Source organism: Bradyrhizobium hereditatis (assembly GCF_020329435.1).
GTDB classification, from domain to species: domain Bacteria; phylum Pseudomonadota; class Alphaproteobacteria; order Rhizobiales; family Xanthobacteraceae; genus Bradyrhizobium; species Bradyrhizobium hereditatis.
The window spans coordinates 328,443-348,793 of sequence record NZ_JAGKJK010000005.1 but is presented as its reverse complement, the minus strand read 5'-3'; the positions used below and the strand labels follow the sequence as shown (position 1 = coordinate 348,793).

Annotated in this window: 26 protein-coding genes; 12 read left to right on the top strand and 14 right to left on the bottom strand. The window is 60.9% G+C overall.

From position 1 onward, the window contains the following. The first annotated feature begins 27 nt into the window (after positions 1 to 27). From J6524_RS14390 to J6524_RS14380, 3 genes are all read left to right on the top strand, one after another. Positions 28 to 219, top strand: coding sequence for a hypothetical protein (locus J6524_RS14390; protein WP_225671488.1), 192 nt, complete (start codon positions 28 to 30; stop codon positions 217 to 219). Continuing rightward, a complete protein-coding gene (locus tag J6524_RS14385; RefSeq protein WP_225671486.1) occupies positions 216 to 425 on the top strand; it encodes a hypothetical protein in 210 nt (69 codons plus the stop codon). Before J6524_RS14390 ends, J6524_RS14385 begins: the two co-directional genes overlap by 4 nt. A 525-nt stretch (positions 426 to 950) precedes the next feature. Further along, entirely contained in the window at positions 951 to 2,189 is a 1,239-nt protein-coding gene (locus J6524_RS14380; RefSeq protein ID WP_225671484.1) for a CHRD domain-containing protein, read from the top strand. Positions 2,190 to 2,820: 631 nt separating this feature from the next. Here the strand turns inward: J6524_RS14380 and J6524_RS14370 are convergent. Both J6524_RS14370 and J6524_RS14365 read right to left on the bottom strand, forming a co-directional pair. After that, positions 2,821 to 3,066 carry a hypothetical protein gene (locus tag J6524_RS14370; protein ID WP_225671480.1) on the bottom strand — a complete coding sequence of 82 codons (246 nt, stop codon included), beginning with the start codon at positions 3,064 to 3,066 and terminating at the stop codon, positions 2,821 to 2,823. Positions 3,067 to 3,195: 129 nt separating this feature from the next. After that, positions 3,196 to 3,405 (bottom strand): cold-shock protein, encoded by a 210-nt coding sequence (locus J6524_RS14365; RefSeq protein WP_225671478.1) that lies wholly within the window; start codon positions 3,403 to 3,405, stop codon positions 3,196 to 3,198. Between the two features lie 437 nt (positions 3,406 to 3,842). On the opposite strand from J6524_RS14365, the gene rpsU reads away from it, so the two are divergent. After that, a complete protein-coding gene (rpsU, locus tag J6524_RS14360; RefSeq protein WP_225671476.1) occupies positions 3,843 to 4,169 on the top strand; it encodes a 30S ribosomal protein S21 in 327 nt (108 codons plus the stop codon). Beyond that, complete coding sequence (locus J6524_RS14355) at positions 4,166 to 4,402, top strand: DUF6894 family protein (protein ID WP_225671475.1); 237 nt, start codon at positions 4,166 to 4,168, stop codon at positions 4,400 to 4,402. Before rpsU ends, J6524_RS14355 begins: the two co-directional genes overlap by 4 nt. Before the next feature lie 1,104 nt (positions 4,403 to 5,506). Here the strand turns inward: J6524_RS14355 and J6524_RS14350 are convergent. The 4 genes from J6524_RS14350 to J6524_RS14335 form a co-directional block, all read right to left on the bottom strand. Continuing rightward, positions 5,507 to 5,878, bottom strand: coding sequence for a hypothetical protein (locus tag J6524_RS14350; protein ID WP_225671473.1), 372 nt, complete (start codon positions 5,876 to 5,878; stop codon positions 5,507 to 5,509). A 349-nt stretch (positions 5,879 to 6,227) separates the two neighbouring features. After that, positions 6,228 to 6,512 (bottom strand): DUF1488 family protein, encoded by a 285-nt coding sequence (locus J6524_RS14345; RefSeq protein ID WP_225671471.1) that lies wholly within the window; start codon positions 6,510 to 6,512, stop codon positions 6,228 to 6,230. Positions 6,513 to 6,549: 37 nt separating this feature from the next. Continuing rightward, positions 6,550 to 6,846, bottom strand: a complete 297-nt coding sequence (locus J6524_RS14340; RefSeq protein WP_225671469.1) for a hypothetical protein — start codon at positions 6,844 to 6,846, stop codon at positions 6,550 to 6,552. Next, on the bottom strand, positions 6,839 to 7,108 hold the full coding sequence (locus tag J6524_RS14335; protein ID WP_225671825.1) for a hypothetical protein: 270 nt from the start codon (positions 7,106 to 7,108) through the stop codon (positions 6,839 to 6,841). The genes J6524_RS14340 and J6524_RS14335 overlap by 8 nt, the downstream gene beginning before the upstream one ends. 602 nt (positions 7,109 to 7,710) lie before the next feature. On the opposite strand from J6524_RS14335, the gene J6524_RS14330 reads away from it, so the two are divergent. Beyond that, complete coding sequence (locus J6524_RS14330; RefSeq protein WP_225671467.1) at positions 7,711 to 7,887, top strand: hypothetical protein; 177 nt, start codon at positions 7,711 to 7,713, stop codon at positions 7,885 to 7,887. A gap of 1,596 nt (positions 7,888 to 9,483) precedes the next feature. On the opposite strand, the gene J6524_RS14325 is transcribed toward J6524_RS14330, so the two are convergent. After that, positions 9,484 to 9,774: a hypothetical protein gene (locus tag J6524_RS14325; RefSeq protein WP_225671465.1), complete on the bottom strand. Its 291-nt coding sequence runs from the start codon at positions 9,772 to 9,774 to the stop codon at positions 9,484 to 9,486. Between the two features lie 148 nt (positions 9,775 to 9,922). Beyond that, on the bottom strand, positions 9,923 to 10,417 hold the full coding sequence (locus J6524_RS14320; protein WP_225671464.1) for a YciE/YciF ferroxidase family protein: 495 nt from the start codon (positions 10,415 to 10,417) through the stop codon (positions 9,923 to 9,925). A gap of 165 nt (positions 10,418 to 10,582) precedes the next feature. On the opposite strand from J6524_RS14320, the gene J6524_RS14315 reads away from it, so the two are divergent. Together J6524_RS14315 and J6524_RS14310 are read left to right on the top strand one after the other, a co-directional pair. After that, positions 10,583 to 10,771 carry a hypothetical protein gene (locus J6524_RS14315; RefSeq protein ID WP_225671462.1) on the top strand — a complete coding sequence of 63 codons (189 nt, stop codon included), beginning with the start codon at positions 10,583 to 10,585 and terminating at the stop codon, positions 10,769 to 10,771. Positions 10,772 to 10,962: 191 nt separating this feature from the next. Continuing rightward, entirely contained in the window at positions 10,963 to 11,313 is a 351-nt protein-coding gene (locus tag J6524_RS14310; RefSeq protein ID WP_225671460.1) for a hypothetical protein, read from the top strand. 30 nt (positions 11,314 to 11,343) lie between these two features. Here the strand turns inward: J6524_RS14310 and J6524_RS14305 are convergent, their stop codons facing one another. The 3 genes from J6524_RS14305 to J6524_RS14295 form a co-directional block, all read right to left on the bottom strand. Further along, positions 11,344 to 11,655: a PilZ domain-containing protein gene (locus J6524_RS14305; RefSeq protein WP_249789443.1), complete on the bottom strand. Its 312-nt coding sequence runs from the start codon at positions 11,653 to 11,655 to the stop codon at positions 11,344 to 11,346. Positions 11,656 to 11,758: 103 nt separating this feature from the next. Next, a complete protein-coding gene (locus tag J6524_RS14300) occupies positions 11,759 to 12,781 on the bottom strand; it encodes an aldo/keto reductase (RefSeq protein WP_225671456.1) in 1,023 nt (340 codons plus the stop codon). A gap of 182 nt (positions 12,782 to 12,963) precedes the next feature. Next, positions 12,964 to 13,389: a PaaI family thioesterase gene (locus J6524_RS14295; protein WP_225671454.1), complete on the bottom strand. Its 426-nt coding sequence runs from the start codon at positions 13,387 to 13,389 to the stop codon at positions 12,964 to 12,966. Positions 13,390 to 13,468: 79 nt separating this feature from the next. On the opposite strand from J6524_RS14295, the gene J6524_RS14290 reads away from it, so the two are divergent. The 3 genes from J6524_RS14290 (at position 13,469) to J6524_RS14280 (ending at position 16,579) form a co-directional block, all read left to right on the top strand. Beyond that, positions 13,469 to 14,098 (top strand): NUDIX hydrolase, encoded by a 630-nt coding sequence (locus J6524_RS14290; RefSeq protein WP_225671452.1) that lies wholly within the window; start codon positions 13,469 to 13,471, stop codon positions 14,096 to 14,098. A 227-nt stretch (positions 14,099 to 14,325) separates the two neighbouring features. After that, positions 14,326 to 15,306, top strand: a complete 981-nt coding sequence (locus tag J6524_RS14285; protein WP_225671450.1) for a Bug family tripartite tricarboxylate transporter substrate binding protein — start codon at positions 14,326 to 14,328, stop codon at positions 15,304 to 15,306. A 79-nt stretch (positions 15,307 to 15,385) separates the two neighbouring features. After that, the gene (locus J6524_RS14280; RefSeq protein ID WP_225671448.1) at positions 15,386 to 16,579 is read left to right on the top strand and encodes a hypothetical protein; all 1,194 of its coding nucleotides are present in this window, start codon (positions 15,386 to 15,388) and stop codon (positions 16,577 to 16,579) included. A gap of 170 nt (positions 16,580 to 16,749) precedes the next feature. Here the strand turns inward: J6524_RS14280 and J6524_RS14275 are convergent, their stop codons facing one another. Continuing rightward, positions 16,750 to 17,055: a hypothetical protein gene (locus tag J6524_RS14275; RefSeq protein ID WP_225671446.1), complete on the bottom strand. Its 306-nt coding sequence runs from the start codon at positions 17,053 to 17,055 to the stop codon at positions 16,750 to 16,752. Between the two features lie 202 nt (positions 17,056 to 17,257). On the opposite strand from J6524_RS14275, the gene J6524_RS14270 reads away from it, so the two are divergent. Next, a complete protein-coding gene (locus tag J6524_RS14270) occupies positions 17,258 to 17,734 on the top strand; it encodes a hypothetical protein (protein WP_225671444.1) in 477 nt (158 codons plus the stop codon). 6 nt (positions 17,735 to 17,740) lie between these two features. On the opposite strand, the gene J6524_RS14265 is transcribed toward J6524_RS14270, so the two are convergent. Together J6524_RS14265 and J6524_RS14260 are read right to left on the bottom strand one after the other, a co-directional pair. Then, entirely contained in the window at positions 17,741 to 18,955 is a 1,215-nt protein-coding gene (locus J6524_RS14265) for an EAL domain-containing response regulator (protein ID WP_225671442.1), read from the bottom strand. Positions 18,956 to 19,379: 424 nt separating this feature from the next. After that, positions 19,380 to 20,339, bottom strand: coding sequence for a TAXI family TRAP transporter solute-binding subunit (locus J6524_RS14260; RefSeq protein WP_225671440.1), 960 nt, complete (start codon positions 20,337 to 20,339; stop codon positions 19,380 to 19,382). Positions 20,340 to 20,351: the final 12 nt, after the last annotated feature.

Here is a 20,351-nt window from a genome sequence, read left to right as displayed (position 1 = left end):
GGTCTCTAATCGAGGTTCGAAGTGAATATGGGCGAAGTTATTCGATTTGTCTCGAAGTCTGAGCGCGAGCGTGCCCGCTTAATCCGGGAAGCCCGTGCGATGTATGACAGCATCTTTCCGCCGGCTGATACACCCGGGGAGCAGCAGGAGAAGGCGCCGAAAAGTCATACGATCAGCGGCGCCAATGTCCAACGCAGCGACGGGGGTCTTCTGTCGTGATCAAGATCATCGCCGTGCTATGCAGTCTCTCCTCTCCGACAAGCTGCCACGAGCAGACCGTAACCACTTCGGACTTCGCCGACATATCGGTACGGTCCTGCCTGATGGGCGCGCCGCAGCTCGCGGAGTGGATGAAGCAGCATCCGGCCGAGCGCCTCGCGGCATGGCGCTGCGTGATTGGCAAACAGGATGGCAGAGGAGCTTAGGGTGGAAAGCAGTTCGCTTCGAACCGCCAATCACAATAGCTGCAAGTGCCTGAGGGATCGATCGAGTAAGTCACTGTTTTGTGGTGCATGAGTTCGGAAGTGGCCCTGAGCTGACCGTCGTCTCCAGGTTGAAAGCGACGTTATGATCGCGGGACAAAGATGCAGGCCGCACGGAACTGATGGTTCCAGGGATATGCGCGACCGAAACGCGACGGGGGATTGGAACCGACCAACTGGTTCAGCGTCGGCAACCGTACATTGCATCGATCACAATGTGTCGATCGCAGTAAACAAACACAATAACGCCCGGCCATAGGCCTAACAGCGAGACACCCAGGTTGGCGCGATCCAGCGATCCCTTGTTCTCGGCCGAGTACCGCGAGAAGGACAACGCGCGATTCCGCGATAGCGGAGCGACGCTGCGCCCAATCCTACCGGCCCGAGCCGGGTACAACATTTGCCACGCCTGCATGCCGGCGTCGCTGGCCGCCAAAACCTGCTGAGCAAAGAGCAGAGGAGGCTCGCATGTCCACAGCGTTCCGCGTGGTTCTCGAAGGCACTCAGGAAGTCCCCCCGAACAACTCGAATGCAAGCGGTCTCGGCACCGTCATCTTTGACAGCACAGAAATTGCCGCGAGCTATACGTTTCGGATCGAGGGCGTCGATTACGGCCCGATTACGGGTGCTCCAGCCCAGACGCCGTCGACCGATGACGACGTCATCTCCACGCATTTTCACAACGCAGTGCGAGGAGCGAACGGGCCCGTTGTCTTCGGGCAGATCAACCCGGCCCAGGACGAGGATGATCTCAACATCGCGCTGAATGCGGATGGCTCCTGGATGGTAAGTGGTCGATGGGAGACGACGGACCCCGCCAGCGTTCCAATCACGGACTTCGCTGACGAATTGGGCTCAGCTCCGGTGGGATCGGAGGTTCCGATTTATTTTAATGTCCATACGGAGCAATTTCCCGGCGGCGAGATCCGGGGTCAGTTGATCGCAATCGCAGATGACAACGACAACGTCGTCGTCGGAACGCCTGGCGACGATTTCCTTCCCGGGCTCGGCGGCAATGACATCATCCGTGGCCTCGCCGGGAACGACAGACTTGAAGGCGGCGACGGCGACGACATTATCAAGGGCGGCAAGGGAGACGACGATATCAATACAGGCGCCGGCAACGACCTGGTTTTCGGTGGTCAAGGCAATGATACCTTTGGCGGCATGGCCGGAAGCGATACAGTTTTCGGCGGTGCCGGCGAGGACTTCATTGCCTGGAACGACCCTACCGGCGATGTCGTGTTTGGAGACGCCGGCAATGACACGCTGCGCGGCGGCGACGTTGCCGCCGACACGATCTTTGGTGGCAAGGGTGACGACCTCATCCGGGCGGTCGCCAACCAGCAGTTGACGGATCACGCGCCCGACCGCCTGTTCGGAGACCGCGGGAATGACACCATCTTCGGCGGCAATGCTGATGATCTGATCGAAGGCGGCGCCGGCGACGACAAGCTCGCCGGGTTCGGTGGGGCCGATCAGTTCGTCTTTCGCGAGTCTGAAGGCGGCAATGATACCATTACCGATTTCGACGTGACGCAGGACCTCGTGGTGTTGGAAGGCTTTGGAGCCGACTTCGACCCGCTGGACAATCTGAGCGCGGGAGCTTCGGGCACCACCCTTGATCTCGGCGGGGGCGATCAGGTGCTGTTCCTGGGTCTTCTTCCGACCGAGCTTGAAGCCGCGAATTTTCTCGTTACCGCCTGAAGTCGCGTAGCAAGCGTAACCCGGATGAGCGACTTGTCCGCCGTAGAAGAGCATAGGCGGAAGCGACATCCGGGTTTTGCTGATGCCGATCCCGCATATCGCCTTGCTCTTTGGGACTACTCGCGGATGCGCTCGCAGGAATGCCTCCGCGACACTTGGCTTGCGCCGAAGCCTTCCGAAGCGGCCTTACTGACCTAGTTCTTTCAAGATCATGTCTCGGTGGCTGGCGTGGTCGGCGGTTTCAGACCGGGCGAGTTTGCACGATCCTGCACGCGGGCGGCAGTTTCAATTTGTCGCGCTCTGCGCAGCAGCTGATCACGCTTGACCCCGGGCGGAGTGCCACGGGCCTCTTTGCGCAGCCGCTCCGCCTGCGCTGGCGGACTCTGATCGAACCGATAAACTAAGGATTCTTGCTTCATGTCACGCTGCTCCCTGTTCGCTGGGCGGGGAGCGCAACCGGGCGCTCTCATCACCGAAAGATGCCTAGGGGCTGAGCGGTGATGCATGGGTAAAGTTCGTTGTTGCCAAAGGTTGCAGATAGGGCAACTATCCTGCCCGATCGGCCTCATCGTTCCTTGCTCTATACTCACTAGGTTGGCTATTTCTCGCGTAGCAGGCGGGGCTTGCGAGGTCACGAAGACTGCTTAGTGCGACCGTCTGGGGACCATGTCTGTTTGGCACCATAGCGCTGATAGGCAACGATTGCCTTATTGGCGAGAACCAGCCGCCGCCTCTCTCCGTGCCGCATCATGGTCTCGATGCTATCGAGAAGGCAGCTCGCAGCCTCGTCGGGATTTCCAAGTTCGCCCGTCGCCTCCAGATAGTCCCAAGCCATCTGAAAAGAGTTCTCGAAGATCGATTGCGTCGTCTCGTGCATGACGAACGAACGTCGTCAGGTCCGCCCCCGTTCCCCGTCGCCTCTGTCCAAGGACCAAAAGCCCGCTCAACTACGAAGTTGAGCGGGCTTACCGCCTGTCCAGTACATCCGTGGAGAGGCGGAGCCGGCTTAGACCAGCGAAAGATTGTCCGCGCTCACTTTGCCGCGCATCCGATCGGTTTTGATTTCGAACCTGACCTTCTGGCCCTCGGCTAGTCCGGAAAGACCGGCGCGCTCGAGCGCGCTGATGTGCACGAACACATCATTGCCGCCATCGTTCGGCTGGATAAATCCGAAGCCTTTTTGGCCGTTGAACCATTTCACGGTACCTGTCGTCATTTTGTTCTCCAAAGCGCACATGCGCGTTTTCGCGTGGCCTTCACGCGAACCAATTCAACGTCGTCGATGTCTTTGGAAAAGGAGCCCGCGGGCACATTCAACAAGGCACGGCGGCTAATCGAATAAAGGCAATGTATACGCCCCTCACTACTTTGCAAGGGCGCAACCAATTTAATTGCGCTATTCGCGAGTTCCCCCACCCGCTTTCCTCGGGATTCAGCAGCTCAAGGGCGAGCTGTGGTTGACATGATCGGCGGTGAGTGGTCACGTCGCTTCACGGGAGCGCTCGTGTTAGCGACTTGCTTGGTGCGTGCGGCCTGAGATCGGTGAGCAGTCACCGAGGCCGTCTCCTGGAATCGATATCCATCAAGCTTGCTCTGTGATGGTGCCTGACAAGCACCTACCCCGCTTCTCAGCCCGAACGCTAGGATTGTCTCATGCAGGTATTTGTCCGCGACAACAATGTCGAGCAGGCGTTGCGCGTGCTGAAGAAGAAGATGCAGCGAGAGGGTTTGTTCAGGGAGATGCGTCGATGCCGGTTTTACGAGAAGCCTTCTGAAGAGGCTGCCAGAAAGAAGTCTGACGCGGTGCGCCGGAGGCGCAAGCTCGCGCGAAAACAGGCCATTCGCGACGGCTCGATCGCTGCACCGCCCAAAAAGAAGGAGATCAAGCAACGCGCCGCTCTTCCGGCACGGCCCACCTCGCCGAACCTTGCCTCCAGGTTCGTCGAGGTAAATCCCATTGGCTCAGGGAAGCCCTCATGAGCCGCTATTACTTCGACATAAGGGACGGTGAAATCCTCTACCCGGACGAAGAGGGCATCGAATTGGAAAATCAGACGGCGGCTGAGATCGAGGCCGCGAGTTCTCTCGCTGATCTGGCCCGGGATCTCTCTCCGCTTGATGAGCGGCATCACATGGCTATCGAAGTGCGAACCAGCCATGGACCTGTGTTCCAGGCTGCATTCATCTTCGAGGCCCCTTCGGTCAAGCAGTAGCGTTGTTCGTGCGGACCCATCGATCGTGATGCGCCACCTACTTCCGCTTGTTCCGCCGATCCACGCGCGAGCTTTGAAATTCCTCTGGTCCTCTAAGCAATCGGCGTTTTCGGCTCGCTTGTTCTTCCGGAGTAGCGGTCTTGTCCGCAAGCCGGTCTAGCTGCCGGCTCGCTATTTCATCCGCATTACCCGTCTTTACTGATTGCTGCTGCCGTGATCGCTTCCTGACCGGAAGGCTCATCTCCACGAGACGACGAACAGCTTCTGATAGGGACGGGTTGTCCGGTTGCCTTTCAGCCCATCGAACAATTGATGCCCGCAAGGCTGGGGGAGCCCGGAAACCCATGATCGGATCCTTGCCGGTGGCTTTAGCTGGCTTTTTCATGAGCTGGATCACCTATGTACGAGAAGCCGACGTTGGCAGGACCATGCCATGACGAGCTGCCGATCCGAACCCACATTCGGCTGTTTTTCGAGATCCCTGCTGGAACTTAACAATGCTCAAAGTTGCCTAGTGCGTTCGCCCGGCTGAGTACCTATATTTAGCAAATGAAAGATACTCGCACGAAGAAGTCGCCCGAGCAGAAGCTGGCGGAAGCCTTGGAAGGGATGGCCGACTATCGGGCGAGGGAAGCGGCGACCCAGTCAAACATGCTGCGGCTTCGTGCGGAGCGGCTTGCCCGCGAGGCAGCAAATCCCCCTGAGCTTAAAGCCGAACCTGCGAAGCGGAAAACTCGGAGAAAGCTCATTCGTGGGTAATAACGGCTTCGGCGGTTTTTAGGGGCTGCCAATCGCGCTTGCTCGGGCCCATGCTTGGACCGCACGCGGATGCCACGTCGCCTGCGTGCCCTTCCGGACGGAAGAGGTGGCGGACCCACCTGCCTCGTGCGGGCGTTTCCGGCGAAGTTCTCAGGAAATAGCGCGAGACGTCATCGAATGAGTATCAAATTCGGCGCCATGGTTGCGGAGCTGTCGCCCTGAAAGCCATTGAGCAGCACATAACAGCCGATCAGAATGACGGCCAACAGGCAGTACATAAGATAAGAACGCTGCCCCAAGCTGTGATCGCTCATTTTGCTGGACGCCAATTCTGACGACTACTGCTCAGCTCTTTGCTGCTGCTTTCGAGAGCTCGGCCTCCACGCCGGCTGCGCACGCCCTGGCAAATGAATAGTCCATATTCGTGGAGGCAACGGTCTTCACGAATTCGCCGATGACGTTATCCCTTGAATATGGGCCCGCCGCCTTGAACTTGGTAAGGGCGCCATCCGCCGCGGTGAACTGCGCCACACACATCGGGACCAAGACAGACATTCGACCGCTGCTCTCCGCCGTTGCGCGCATAGCTGTGGCAGTGCCGCCAGTGACCCAGCCGCCCCACATAAATCCGATCGTCACCGCCGCAACAGCGCCGAAAGCGATACCTTGGAGGAAGCGGGTCCGCGCCTCACCCTGCAAAATTGCGGGTACTCTCATAACGTTCTCCTTTGTGTGTACACGAGCGCGTTCGCAGCCGCAGAGCCGCTTGCATCCGCGCTTCGGTGAAAGCATCTGGAATATGAGATTGCGCCTTCCGATGGCACTCTAGCTGCCGCTACGACGACGAGCAGCGACTTCGGACGTCACCGCTTCAGGGTCAGCAACTGCGACCCTCTATTTAGACGGTAGACCATTGGGATGGTGCTGTACAGGACGTTCTTGAGTTCGGTCCTAAGGTAGTAGTGCCATCGTCTCTCGGCGCTGTTTCAGGTCCTGATCGCAGCTATTAGCGGTTTGGTTCTGACCATCTTTTGGCGCATGTCACACAGTGTATGTAAGAACGCTGCTATCGCCGTTTCCGGAAATCGATGCTGCGCAGGATGATCCCGGGCGGCGCCCCCTCGAACTCGCTCGCCTGGTATTTACCGGCGGCGCAGACTTCGATGCGCTCACGCAAGCGCATGAACTGCATCTCGCGCTCGCCCGCTCTCGCGCGCACCACACCTTCCAGCTCATCCATGGCGGAGGTCGAGATCGCGCAGGGAACCTCCCTCTCTCCGTCGAGCATCGAGAATAGGACGACCATCCTGTCGTATTCATAGCCGATGAAGCGGCCGCGCAGCAGCGTCATATGTCCTACTCCTTCAAAGCGTCGCAGCGATCTCGCCTCAGCCCTGCTCGGTGAGCCGGGCAAAATCCTCAAGGATGGCGGCGACGAGGTCGCGATGCCGTGTGTCGTCCGGCGGCAGTCCTGCGGCATACAGCTTCATGACGTAGCGAGCCTTGGCGGCGGCTTCCGGCCATGACGCAGCCGGGGACGACAGCAGGTGATGCTCGATCTCCGCCTGGCGCTCGCGCAGCTCCCGCGCATGGGTCTCCACCTCCGCCAATGCACGGCGGAGGTCGGTCGCTTTCTGCGCCGCCATGCCGCGGTGGCTGTCGAGTTCGAGCGGTTCGTCAGCCATCGGATGGACTCGCATCGATGCGCTGAGCGTCCGCCAGATCGGCCGAGCCAATCGAGATCATCTCCATCGTGAGGCCACGTGAGCCCTTAGCCGGCACCATGATCATGGTGGCTAAGCGACGGAACGCCGCGAACGACAACCCCTCGAGTGCCTCATCGTCGATGACGAGCTCGTAATCGCCAGCGGGCAACAGGCGATCGATGCCCCTGATCCGGAATGGATGCTTGAAGGTGACGACTTCGCGTCGTGATACGATAGCCACGTGCGCCTGCCTTCTTGAAAACGCCTGCGCCAGCGTCGCGCCCCAACGCAGCATGCGCCCCTTTCGTCCCAATAGCTATCGCTTTCGTGCGGTGCGACGAATGGAGGCGGTTCATTGTCGCTTCCTGTGCGCTCATGTCGCGAGGGCGCGAAGCGTTTTGGCGCTCGCTATTGTTGGAATATGGGCGTACTGTCGGCGATCACCGCATTTCCCACGGCGTCCATCGGTGACTGAGGGCCTCGCGCTCCCGCCGCAAAGAAGCAGGAGCATTCTCTTGCGGCAACGTCGTCTGGCCGAGTGGATCGTGCCGCCCGTTATCATTCCGTTGTTGCTCGTGATCATTGTGATCGCGGTGGCCTTCATCCATGCCTAAGGCGTCAAGGAAGGTCGGCACTCATTCGCGCAAGGAAAACGCATCAAGACAAAAAGCGCGGGCTGTCTCCAGGCGGTCGCAACTGAAATACCTGGTCGGCGGCAATCATGAAGGTGTCCGCGAAAATCTCGGCCGCGCTACGGTGGCGGCCGCCCTCAGGAAAGCCAGGCAGCTTCTGTACCAAGGCTACGTGGACGTGAGGATCTGCACGCCGCGCGGGCAGGTTCTCTTGGCGGACGAATTCGATCATCTGGAGAAACTGGAGGAGACTGATATGAGCAAGGAGCGACGCGGCAACCGGGAGGCCAAAAAGCCAAAGAAAGAGAAGATCAAGGTGATTGCCGCGGCACCCAGCCAGAAGACCGGAGGCTGGCAGCCGACCCTGAGCTCTGGCAAAAAGAAATAGTCGCGCAGGAGGAATGCCAGCTCCGAACCGCGACCGACCGCCCACTTCCTACCAGGTCCGTGAAAGCCTGGTAGCTAAGGCAATAAGAGTATAGCTCGACCGCAAACGCGTGACGTTCCGCCAAATCATCGTAGCACAAACGGTTGGCTTCCTCAGAAAGGAGGCTGAAGTGTCAGAACTTCGAATAGATGCGGGCAAAGCAGAAAGAATCATCGCGCAAGTCTTGCTCGACATGAAGGGCATAGCTCCGGCAGACGCAGCCACCGTGGCTGCAAGTATTTGTCAGCGGCTTACAACGGCAATGCCGAGGAGCCCATCGATGGGTCGCTATCGGATCATTCCCCGAGAGCCTCCAGACGGCGACGGCTTCGCGAGTGCAGTCGCCAAAACGCTCATTGAGGGAAGAGTGCACTCAGGAAACGCGACTGAGATTTGGGAGCTGGTGTACAATCGAGGGCGCCATCTTCTGGTGAACTAGCCTCTAACTAGTTTTGATGCCCTTACTGCTCGGCGCGACTGGCGCCTGACCGCGCTGAAACCGCCGCGCATATCGACGTATGGCTGAAGTCGCCCAGTCTAAGAACCGGAATGACCAAGGCAGGTTGCGCAGCCTGACGGCTTTCCTCTTCCGCATTTTGGAACAGTCGGCAGGAGTGAGAGTTCACCTCAGCCCCAAGCGCGGAGCTCTGGATGAGTCTAGCGAAGACCCTGAGGTACCTCGCCACTGCCCGGAAGTTCGTCGCTGACAGCGAGCGCGAGTTAGCGCGCCAACGTAAGGTAGTCCGACGAATCGAACAGAATGGGCAAGACCCGCTCCAGGCTATTCTCATCCTCGAAGAGATCGAGGAGATGCAACAAGTATACGTCGATCATCGCGATCGTCTGGAGCAACAGGTCCTAAAACTCGTTAGGCCATCGGAGTAATTTGCTCGTTAGAGACACGACAGATGGGCGCATCCGCCCACCTCAACGCGGCCTGATGGATGAAACTGGACACCAGAAATTCGCGGATTCCGAAAGCTCATGTGTGAAGACGCTTGTGGAAACGGTTGTCACCAGCTCAGGGTCATCGCGCAGTCGGTCAACAATCGGTCTGAGTGTGCCCGAAGCCGAGCATGCGCGTAGGTGAGGCGCCGAGTGGAACTCTTGCTGGCAAAGCTTAATCAGTCGATGTGCCGCTCGCTATAGGCGACGCCATCGTCAATGCAAACGACATGGCGACCCGCAGGCGACACCTTCCTAACGCCAGACAGTTTCGTCGCGTTCGGGTTGACCGTTCCAAGAAAGGCAGGTCGGTCCGCCATTAAGGTCCGATATGAACGGACGTATTGTTACCTAGAGAGGTTGAAATGAGAACAAATCATGATACGCGCGCGCTGCGCGCGGCCAACGCAGCATTCAAGAAAACCGAATGCAACAAATCCATCACTGACTACGCGAGGGAGCAACAATCCATTCATGAAAATCGCGAGCGCCTGAAAACAGAGCGATTGGCTCGAGAGGCGAACCAGGAATTCGTCCCAAAAAAGGGAGCTGTGCCCGCTATTACTTCGACAGAGGCGAGGCATTCTCCGTCGATGCATAGCGATGGCCGCACTAAAATCCGAACACGCTGAAGAGCGCGCCGAAGATCGCCGCGATGACCGCGACGACGCCGAATATGACGGAGGCGATGCCATCGAGCACCATCTCGAACATGTCCGACACGGAGCTTGCGGCGACGATCACGACGCAGCAACCGGTGCCGATCAGCATCGAGATGACCATGCTGAACATCGTGATCCACAGCGCGACAAACACCAGAGTGCCCAGAATCACCGCCGTGGCGATGCGACGGGCGGGGCTGTTGCTCGATGCAGGCCGGGCGGCTGGCTCTGGCGAATTCATGGCCGGCAATCCTCTCTGGCGATGATCCGGATTGTCGCCGCCCGGCCGGAAAAGGTTCACGCCTGGTGGATGAGCCATACAAAAGCCCGCCATGCCCGAGACGAGTCGGGCATGGCGATATGGGGCGTGGAAAGTTGAGCCCGCGGCCTTACGCCGCAAGCGCGTCCTGATTGACCTCGCCCTTGGCGATGTCGGTGAGCACGGCGTCGGCCTCCTTCTCTTCCTCCAGGCTGTCGTGCAGGATCGTCTGGTCGTCGCGCAGTTCGAGCTGGCCGGCCAGCGCCGCGGCGGAGCCGTAGGCTGCGATCTCGTAGTGCTCGAGCTTCTGGGCAGAGGCGATCAGGGCCGCATCGCGAAGATCATCGCCCACGAGCATGCCGAGCATCTTGCGGGTCTCGCGGATCAGCGCCTGCATGGCCTGATCGACATGCGCGGTCGGGTCGGCGCCGTGCTTTTGCAGAATGCCGACGAGGCGCTCCTTCTGCCGCAGCGTTTCGGCGTGGTGGTCCACCAGCGCATCCTTCAATGCGGGGTGGGATGCGGCCGCCGCCATGCGCAGCAAGGCTTCCGCGAGCTGGTCCTCGACACTGACCAACTCCTGCAGTTCGGCGAGGTACAGGTCCTTGAAATGGCTGATTTCCATGGCGAAATCCTATCGCTGGAGATGTACGCGGCTTCCGCGCGTCGCGGATCTTCCGCAAAGGGGCCGTTGTCGGCCCGGCGGCGTTTCGCGTTTGCGCCCGCCAATGTGTTTTTCAACGAGGCCGCGATGCATCTGGTTCCGGATCAGGCGTGATAAGGTGCTGCCATGACGGAATGGTACTTTGTGTGGGTCGAGGGTCTGCGCGGCCCCGTGCCGCAGAAATGGTCGTCGGAGGGCCTGTGGGGCCAGATCGGCCGCCAGGACGTCATCGTGCGCTTCGCGTTGAGCGATGCGGAAGCGCATCTGCCGCTCGATGAACTGGCGAAGCGGCATCCGATTCCCGACGCCAAATAGCCGATCGCGTGCTCGGCAGGCGTGTTCCGCGCTGTTCCCGTGTCGCAACTGAAAATTCGAACAGCATTGTGCGGAACATTGCGAATTTAATTCCGTTGCCGGGTTGAACCGGCGCAAATAGCTACCACTGTTCCGGCTTCAATTCGCCTCGTTGCGGAATTGAAACCTGCCTCGGGCAGGAAACCAGCCGCGTGCGGATCAAGCCGCGCCGCGGTGCTCAACCAACCAAAAGCCAAGTGAAGGAGTCGTGCATGAAATTGAACTCGGCACAGGTGGAGCGCGCGTTGACGCAATTCGATGCGCAGGCGCTGCCCGACGATCATCCGGTGGTTCCGCAACTGGCCAGCATGTTTGGCGATCACACGTTCTTCATCGATGGCGGCGGCCTCAACGTCCTCGAGCCTGCCGAGGCTTCCCAGCCGGAAGCTCCGGTCGGCATGATCGTCAACCTCGCCAATTGGAGCGACGAGACGCTGACAAAACTGTCGCCGCACGAGCCTGAGCCAACGGGCGTGATCGTCAACCTCGAATCGAAGCATTGATACTGCGAGGCCGATAACTCGTTCGGATTGTCAGGAGATGCGTCGCGTGCGGCCGCGAGCCGCGCGCGATGGCGCGTGTCGGGATTCGAAATGAACCCCGATCCGCGTCTCCTTCCGCCAGACGACGCGGCACGGCACATGGATGTGATCGGCTTCGATCACCAGCGTGAAGCGTTCGGGAATGCCGACGGGGGAGGTGACCTCGAGCGCGGCGCCGGTCTCCGAAAGGTTGCGGACCGTGCAATCGATCGCGGCGCCGCCACCAAACGAAATCTTGCCCGACTTCAACAGCCGCCGCCGCGGTGCTGCTCTGTGCTCGTCCACCACATGGACCTCCGCCATGAAGGGGAGATTCGGCGACTGAAGTTACTATCTCGTTATCGTGCGTTACAACCGTTATGCAACGAAAGGTGGTGGAAGGCGACAGGCCGGTCACGCCCCCGTTTTAGCGTGCTGGGCTGTCCGTCCGCGCCCGCCGGCCCTCGATCGGATAGGCCGGATCGTTGAAGCCCGGCGTCGAGGGATGGCCGCTCACCACGAGGCGATCGACCAGCGCCTCGTCCTCGGCCGTGAAGCGATAGTCGAGCGCCTTGATATAATCGTCCCATTGCTCCTCGGTGCGGGGCCCGGCGATGACCCCGCTCACGAACGAGGAATTCAGCACCCATGACACCGCGAACTGCCCTGCGGTGATGCCGCGCGCCTCGGCGTGCTGCTTGATCTCCTGGGCAAGCCTCAGCGATTCCGGCCGCCATTCCGTCTGCATCATGCGTTTGTCGGCGCGACCGGCGCGCGTCTCCTTGTCAGGCGCGGCATCCGGCGTGTACTTGCCGGTCAGCACGCCGCGCGCCAGCGGACTGTAGGGCACGATTCCGAGGCCATAATAGCCGCAAGCCGGGAAGTGCTCGACCTCGGGCATGCGGTTCATGGCGTTGTAGTAGGGCTGGCTGACGATCGGGCGGTCGATGCCGTTGTTGTCGCAGATGTTGCAGATCTCGGCGACGCGCCAGGCGCGGTAGTTGGAGACGCCGAAATAGCGGATCTTGCCCTGGCGCATCAGGTCGCCCATCGCGCGCACCGTCTCCTCCAGCGGCGTCGCGTGGTCCTCCTTGTGCAGATAGTAGATGTCGATGAAGTCGGTGCCGAGCCGCGTCAGGCTCTCCTCCGCTGCCTGCATTACCCAGCGCCGCGACAGCCCGCCGCGATTCGGATCGTCGCCTATCTGGTTGGCGAGTTTTGTGGCGAGAATCCAGCCCGTGCGATTACTCGAAATCGCGCGGCCGACCACCTGCTCGGACTGACCGCCATTATAGGCGTCCGCGGTGTCGATGAAGTTGACGCCGGCCTCGCGCGCCTTCGCGATGATGCGCGAGGAGGTCGCTTCGTCGGTCGGACCGCCGAACATCATGGTGCCCAGACAGATCGGCGAAATCTTCAGGCCGCTGCGGCCGAGTTGCCGGTATTGCATGGGATGGCCCTCGTATAGGTTCAGGCAGGATAGCGGCTGAGGATCGTCATTGCGAGCCGACGGGTCGCGCGAATGCGCGCCCGATGACAGGCCGCGCGAAGCAATCCATGGCGCCGCAAGCGGTGACGTGGATTGCTTCGTCGCTGTCGCTCCTCGCAATGACGCGGGGCGGCGCGACGGCCTCAACCCTCGCTCTTCAATATTTTGAACACGCCGCTCGCCATCGCGATACAGCGTTTATCGACGGTCACCTCTGTCGTAATGAAGATAAGGCTGCGGGTGGAGCGCACCACGTGCGGCTTCGACAACAAAACCTCGCCGATCTTGCCGGCTTCGACGAAGTGCGTATCGAGCTGGACCGTCGCCAGCGTCGGCTTGCCGGAGACGAAGCGGGCGGTCATGCCGCAGGTACGATCCGCAAACGTCATGATGACGCCGCCCTGCACCAGGCCGCGGCGGTTGTGGTGTTTGTCCTCGGTGATCAGCGCATATTCATGCGCGCCGTCGACGACGCGCTGCCACAAGGGGCCGATCAGGTGCAGAAAGCCGGTAGTCTCGACGATCTTCCAGCCGTCGGATTTGAGCTTGTCCGCGGCCTTGGCTGTCATGTCGTGCGTTCCGTTCCCAGCGGGCTGCCATGCTGTCCGGATCGTTTCATCCGATGCGCCGATGTTGTAGTCAAGCGGGATGGCCCGGTCATTTGACGATACCACACGGCGGAATATCGCAGAGCTCTGCGCGGCGTTCACGCGGGCGCCATCCGCCGAGGCGACTTCCGGGCTGAAGCGCGCCGCGGTCGCCATTGCGCTGACCGAGGCCAAGGCGGGTGACGGCACGGCGTTCCTACTGACCCGCCGCGCGGCGACCCTGCGCTCGCACGCGGCGCAATGGGCGCTGCCGGGCGGGCGGTGCGACCACGGCGAAACACAGGCGCAGGCTGCGCTGCGCGAGCTGCACGAAGAGCTCGGCGTTGCCTTGAGCGAAGCGGACGTGTTGGGCCTGCTCGACGACTATCCGACGCGCTCGGGCTATCTGATCACGCCTGTAGTGGTCTGGGTCGGCGCCGGCGCCGATATCATCCTCAATCCGGCGGAGGTCGCATCCGTGCATCGCGTCGCGCTCGACGACATCGAGCGCAACGACGTCTTCAGCTTCACCACGATCCCCGAAAGCACGCGGCGCGTGATCCGCTTCCGCCATGCCGGCCAGCATATCCATGCGCCGACGGCGGCGTTGATCTATCAATTTGCCGAAGTGCTCGCCGGGCGCGACACACGCGTGGCGGAGCTGGAGCAGCCGGTATTTGCTTGGAGGTAGTAGGGCTCCAGCGTCACTGCGAGGAGCCAACGGGTCGCGCGAATGCGCGCCCGATGACAGGCTCCGCGACGAAGCAATCCATTCATCCGCGAGTGCGGAGAGATCGATTGCTTCGCTTCGCTCGCAATGACGAAACCGTGGCTCCGTCCGTAAGCCGGGTTGCGCATGCCGATCGTTTGGGCGACGATGCCGAACCAACAAGAAAATTATCCGGGGAGTCCGCCCTTATGCTCACCTGCAGGAAGTGGGTTGGCGCTGCAGCCGCCATTCTCGGCTTGGTCGCCGCCATCAATTCAGCGCAAGCCCAAACCTATCCCGCCCGCGCCATCACCCTCGTCATTCCGTTCGCTCCCGGCGGCAGCACTTCGATTATCGGCCGCGCCATCGCCGACAAGATGAGCGAACTGCTCGGCGAGAAGGTCGTGGTCGATAATCGCCCTGGCGCCGGCGGCACGGTCGGCACCAAGGCGGTCGCTAAAAGCGATCCCGATGGCTACACGCTGCTGCTCGGCTATACCGGCACGCTGGCGATCGGTCCCTCGCTCTACAAGAATCCGGGCTACGATCCGCGCAAGGATTTTGCACCGATCGGCATGATTGGCAACGCGCCGAATTCGCTGGTCGTGCATCCGTCGTTTCCCGCGAAAAGCGTCGCCGAACTGATCGCCTATGCGAAGATCAATCCAGACAAGGTCAATTTCGGCTCGGCCGGCGCCGGCACCGCCAGCCACATCACCGGCGAGTATTTTGCGCGCACCGCCGGCATCAAGCTCGTGCATATCCCCTACAAGGGCACTGGTCCGGCATTGACCGACCTGCTCGGCGGCCACATTCCGATGGCCTTTGCGCCGATCCCGGCCTCGCACGCCAATGTCGCCGCGGGCAAACTGCGCGCGCTCGCGGTGACCAGTGTCACCCGCTCGGGCCTGTTGCCGGAGGTGCCGACGATGATCGAAGCGGGCCTCGCCAGCTTCGATGCCTCACTCTATTATGGGCTCGTCGCGCCGGCCGGCACGCCGCGGCCGATCATCGAGAAGCTCAACAAGACGCTGCGCGATGCGCTGGCCGCCGATGAGGTGAAGAAGCAGCTCGGCAATGACGGCACCGAGATCACGCCCGGCACGCCGGAAGATTACGCCGAATTCATCGACAAGGATGAGAAGAAGTGGTCGCAGCTCGTGAAAGCCAGCGGCGTCGAGCAGGAGTGATCTCGCAAGTGGGGGACCGCCACCTATTGTCGCTCCCTACAGGGGCTGACTTCGCAGGGATGCTTGCTACAAGAGGGCCATGCGCCTGCCATTGATTCGCATCGGTCCCGGATTTGTCGCGCTCGCGCTGCTTGCGGGCGCGCCGCCTGACGTGGCGGCGGAGCCTCTTCCCCCATCAACCGCCGATGCCATGGCGCAGACCGCCTCGCCGCAGGCGATGGCCGAATATCGCCGCAAGCTCCGGGAATATCAGGAGGCGCGCGCGGCGTTCGAGGAGGAGGCGGGCGCCTATTGGGCTGCGATCTCCGAGAAGCGAAAGGGCCGCAACGCCAAGCGCCGGGAACGGCAGCCGATTACGCTCAACGATTACGTGCTGACGCAGCCGCCGGTTTACACCGGGCCGAAACGTCCGGTCAGCCCTGAGCCGGAGGAGGAGAAGCCGCCGCGCGAGCGCAGGCCGCTGCCGGTGGTCGCCGATTTTCTCAAAGCGGCCGCCGACGAGTTTCAGTTCGTGCCGCAACGGCCCACATCCGAAATCGAGTTCAAGCGCGCCTATGCCCGCTACGCGCTCGCCGCCGGGTTGACGCGGGAGCAGGCGGTGCGGGTCTATTCGTTCGAAACCGGCGGCAACGGCAATTACGACATGCAGTCGGGGCTCAATCCCGCAAAGCCGGGCTCGCGCGCGATCTCGACCGCGATCGGCTATAATCAGCTGCTGACGACCAACAGCGTCGAACTGCTCGCCGAACAAGGACACGAATTCATCAAGGAACTGACGGCGCGGGCCGCGCAGCTGTCGGGCGCGCCGCGCAAGGCGATGGAGCACAAACTAGCGGTCCTGAAAAAGATGGTGGCGTTCACGCGCACCGTGCCGGACACCTGGTCCGAGCATGAGAAGCTCGCCAATACCCCGCAGGGCTGGGCCGTGCACGCCATGGTGCTCGATATCGACGTCGGGCCGATGCTGCAGACCCACAAGCTGCTGACGTCGGTCCATTTCGCGCGCGCCAAGGGCTACAATCGTCCGCTGACGGCGGCCGAGCTCGAAATGATGAACCTGACCGGCGATGGCACCGGCCTCGACATGGTGACCATGCCGCAAGCGATGCGCGAGCAGGTGCCGACCTCGAACTTCTTCCAGCGCGGCGGCTACGAGCGCAACCCCGTCGCCATCCGCCACAACACCGTGGCGAAGCTGTTGGCGGTGACCGACGAGCGAATGGACTTCAATAGCAACAAGCCCGGCGCGAAGGAGCTGGCGGCGGCGTTTTAACTCACCCTACCCTGGAGGGGGAGGGTCGGCTCACATGAGCGCAGCGAATGTGAGCCGGGGTGAGGTGATCTCTCCACTCGGGCACTGTCGGATGTGGAGAGACCATCACCCCACCCCGCCGCTTCGCGTCGACCCTCCCCCTTCAGGGAGGATAAGTAGCGCGATCGCAATCAATCCGATCCGAACATGAATTTGCCGTCGGCCTCCAGATAAGGGCCGCTGCGCATGTAAAGCTGTCCATTCTGGCCAAGGAAGAACAACGTGCCCCTCGGCACCTTCTTGGCGCCCTTGAGCAAGAGGCCCGCATTATTGGTGCCCATCTTGTAGGCGAGCGTCTTGCCATCCCTGCCGTAGGCATAGCCCATATCCGACCTCAGCTCCCACGGTACTGGCGCCGCGCCTTGCGCGAATGCGCACGTCGAAAACCCTGTCAGGACAGCAGCCGTCAAGATTGTTCTCGTTGATATGCTCGTCATCATCCATTCATCCTCCCCGTGAGCCGTTCGGCATCTTGCCCCACGTCTTGAACAAATCACGAACGGTATTGCGCCGTCAATTAGCACCTTCGGCGCATCACACCGCCCTTGAGACTTTGTGATTTCCCGCGTTCGACTTCACGACTATGTTCGCCTTCCAGGTAGAAGCATGCAATGCGGAAAAACGTTGGGGGATGATTCGATGAACCACGTCATGAAGATAGGTCTCGGTATTGCGCTGTCATTCATGACGCTTGCTTCCGCGGCGGCCGAGAATTTCAAGCTGTCCAACAACCAACGGATCGCCTGTAGCCGGGGATTGAGCGCCGGCAAGCTTAATACCTCAACCTGCAAATCTTATGCGTACGTGTTCAACACCAAAACCTCGGAATATTTCCGCTGCCAGGTCTCAATGGCGCTGACGCGCGACAACAAGGAAGTCATCAACGTGCAGGCCGATGGCGGCTGCACGAAGAAGCCCCGCATCTTCGATGCCGATTCGAACTATTCGTTCGATGCCACCGAAACTGAGGGGCCGAACACCAACACGTTCTTCGGTCCCGGCGGCTATTCGGTATGGGCCAGCGACAACAATACGCTGAAGGTGCGTGGCTGCATCATCATCTCGTCTGGCCTCGGCTCCGACATCTCGAAATGTATCGACATGAAGTTCGAGTGAGCCGGCTCACGGTGTACTGCCGGCGGCCGCGAGCTGAGGGCGGGAGCGGGCAAATTTCCGCACGGCCACCGGCTTGCCGAACAGCTGGCCCTGGACCAGGTCGAAGCCCATATCGTGCGCGGCGAGATAATCGGCGCGGGTTCCGATGCCCTGCGCGATCGCGCGGGCGCTGTTGTCGCGGGCCAGTTCGATGATGCGCCGGCACACCGTCTGCTTCAGCCGGTCGTCGGCGCAGCCATTGATGTATTGCTGATCGACCTTCAGTTCGACGAATGGGAAACTGCGAAGCTCGAGCAGCGACGGCCATTCCGCGCCGACATTGTCGATGGCGATCGCGATATTATGCAGGCGCAGCCGTCGTGCGGCATCCACCGCAATTTCCGGATTGTCGATCACCTCGCTGCAGTCGATCTCGATAACGAGCCCGCCGAAGGCCGGGTGAGCGGGCATGGCGCGGCACAGATCGCGCACAGCCGGGGCATTGCCGAAGAATGCGACCGGAAGATTGATCGAGAGGTCGACCGGCCCCTGGCTCTCCAAGAGATAGCGCCAATCCTCGATGGCGCGGCCGACCACGAATTCGGATAGCGCGCGAAAATGCGGATCGTTGTCGTCGGGAATGAAATAGGCCGGCGGCACCACGCCCCAGGCCGGGTGCCGCATTCGCACCAGCCCCTCGGCGCCGCTCGGCATCAACGTGCGGGTGTTGATCTTCTGCTGATACCATAGTTCGAGCCAGCCGGCCTTCAAGGCTTCGGCGACGTCGACGGCGGGGCTTGGCGCCGGCTCGGCCGGCAACAGCTCGGCGACGCTTGCGCGCAAGCTCGCCGAGCCGAACGGCGTCGGGAGCGAAGGCAGCATGGCGATCCCGTATTCTTCGCCAATTTGCCTGACGGCCTTGACCATAATCGAGTCGGGTTGGCCGACCACGAGCACCTTGCCGCCGAAATTTTTGCGGACGATGGCTTCGAGAATCTCGCCGACATTGAGCCCGTCGACACACACGCTGAGCACGATCAAATCCGGTTGCTCGGCCTGCAGCAGTCCAGCCAGATCGCCGGCCTGGCCGCATTCGCTGGTGATGAAGCCGAGATCCTCGAGCGCGTCGGAAAGGAACGATCGGAGGTGCTTTTTGCTGTCCACCACGCAGGCTCTGGGTGTCAGCTTCCTGTGTCCGAAGTTCGCTGCGCGTGAATGCTCGCTGAAGTTGACCTGCTCCATGCCGCCCTCCCAACAGATACCCCGGCGCCATTGGTACATCCGCGTTGAGGTCGCAATAATGGAATTTTGTGGGAGGTCACATGATTACTTCAGTAGGGTTAAAGCTGCAGACAAGAAATAAAACTTTAGGGAATTGCCTGACGTGGCGGGGCTAGACGGCCGGTCGTTGAATTCATTGGATTTCAATGCGCGGGCGGCCTTGCCTGCGCAACAATTGATCAGCCCCGCATGTTAACGCCTGTGGTCACGCGTCGGCGCTGCGATGCTCACCGGTTTTCAGCAAGGCCTCTACCGGCGCTCCGCTCGTTCGCAGGAGTGGCAATGGTGCAATGCACGCGAATGCCCCAAAAAGAAAAACCGCGGTCCTTGATGGACCGCGGTCTCTGTTCGGGTATATCGCTCCGGCTTTGCGCGGATGGCGATGCTAGCCGCCGACGCCCTTCTCCTTGAAGTATTTCAGCGCGCCCGGATGGAATGGAATCGGCGAGCGGTCCTGCACTTGGTTATCGAGCGAAAAACTCTCGGCTTCCTTGTGCACGGCGACGATATCGGCCTTCTTCTCCACCAGGGTCTTGACGATGGTGTAGGCGTCCTCGTTGCTCATCTTGTCGCCGGTGACGATCAGATTCCAGACCTCGGTGATCGAGTTGTCCTTGTCATAGCCGGGATAGGAGCCTGCCTTGATCTTGCTCGCCGAATAGAGCTTGCCGTACTTGGCGTTCATCTTTTCGGCGAGGTCACCATGGTCGATCAGCTTCATCTTGATGCCGGGCGTCGCCGCGAGATCGGTGACCGCGGCGGTCGGAATGCCGCCGACCCAGAAGAACGCGTCGATCTTGCGGTCCTTGACGGCGTTGACGGATTCGGCAACGCCGAGCCGCTCGCGCTTCATATCCTTGTCCTTGTCGAGACCGGCAGCCTCGATAACGCGAAAGGCCATCACTTCGGTGGCGCTGCCTGGCGAGCCCGTCGACACGCGCTTGCCTTTCAGGTCTGCCATGGTGTTGATGCCGGTGCCTTCGACCGTCACCACATGCATGCGGTTAGGATAGACCACGAGCAGGGCCTGCAAGGGCACTTTACCGCTCTTGAACTTGTCCTCGCCCTTCAGCGCATCAAGGGCGGCATCCGCCATGGTGAAGCCAAGCTCGCTCTTGCCTGCGCCGATCAGCTTGAGATTGTCGACCGAGCCGCCGGTGACCTCGGCGGTGGCCTGCACGTTGGGAAGATTCTTCGACAGCACGTTGGCGACGGCGCCGCCGAGCGGATAGTAGACGCCTCCGGTGCCGCCGGTGCCGATCGACATGGTTTTCTGCTGTGCATGGGCTGCGCCGGCAAAGGCTAGCCCCAGAGTCATTGCCAGTATCGCTGTGGTCTTTTTCATTGTTGTCTCCTC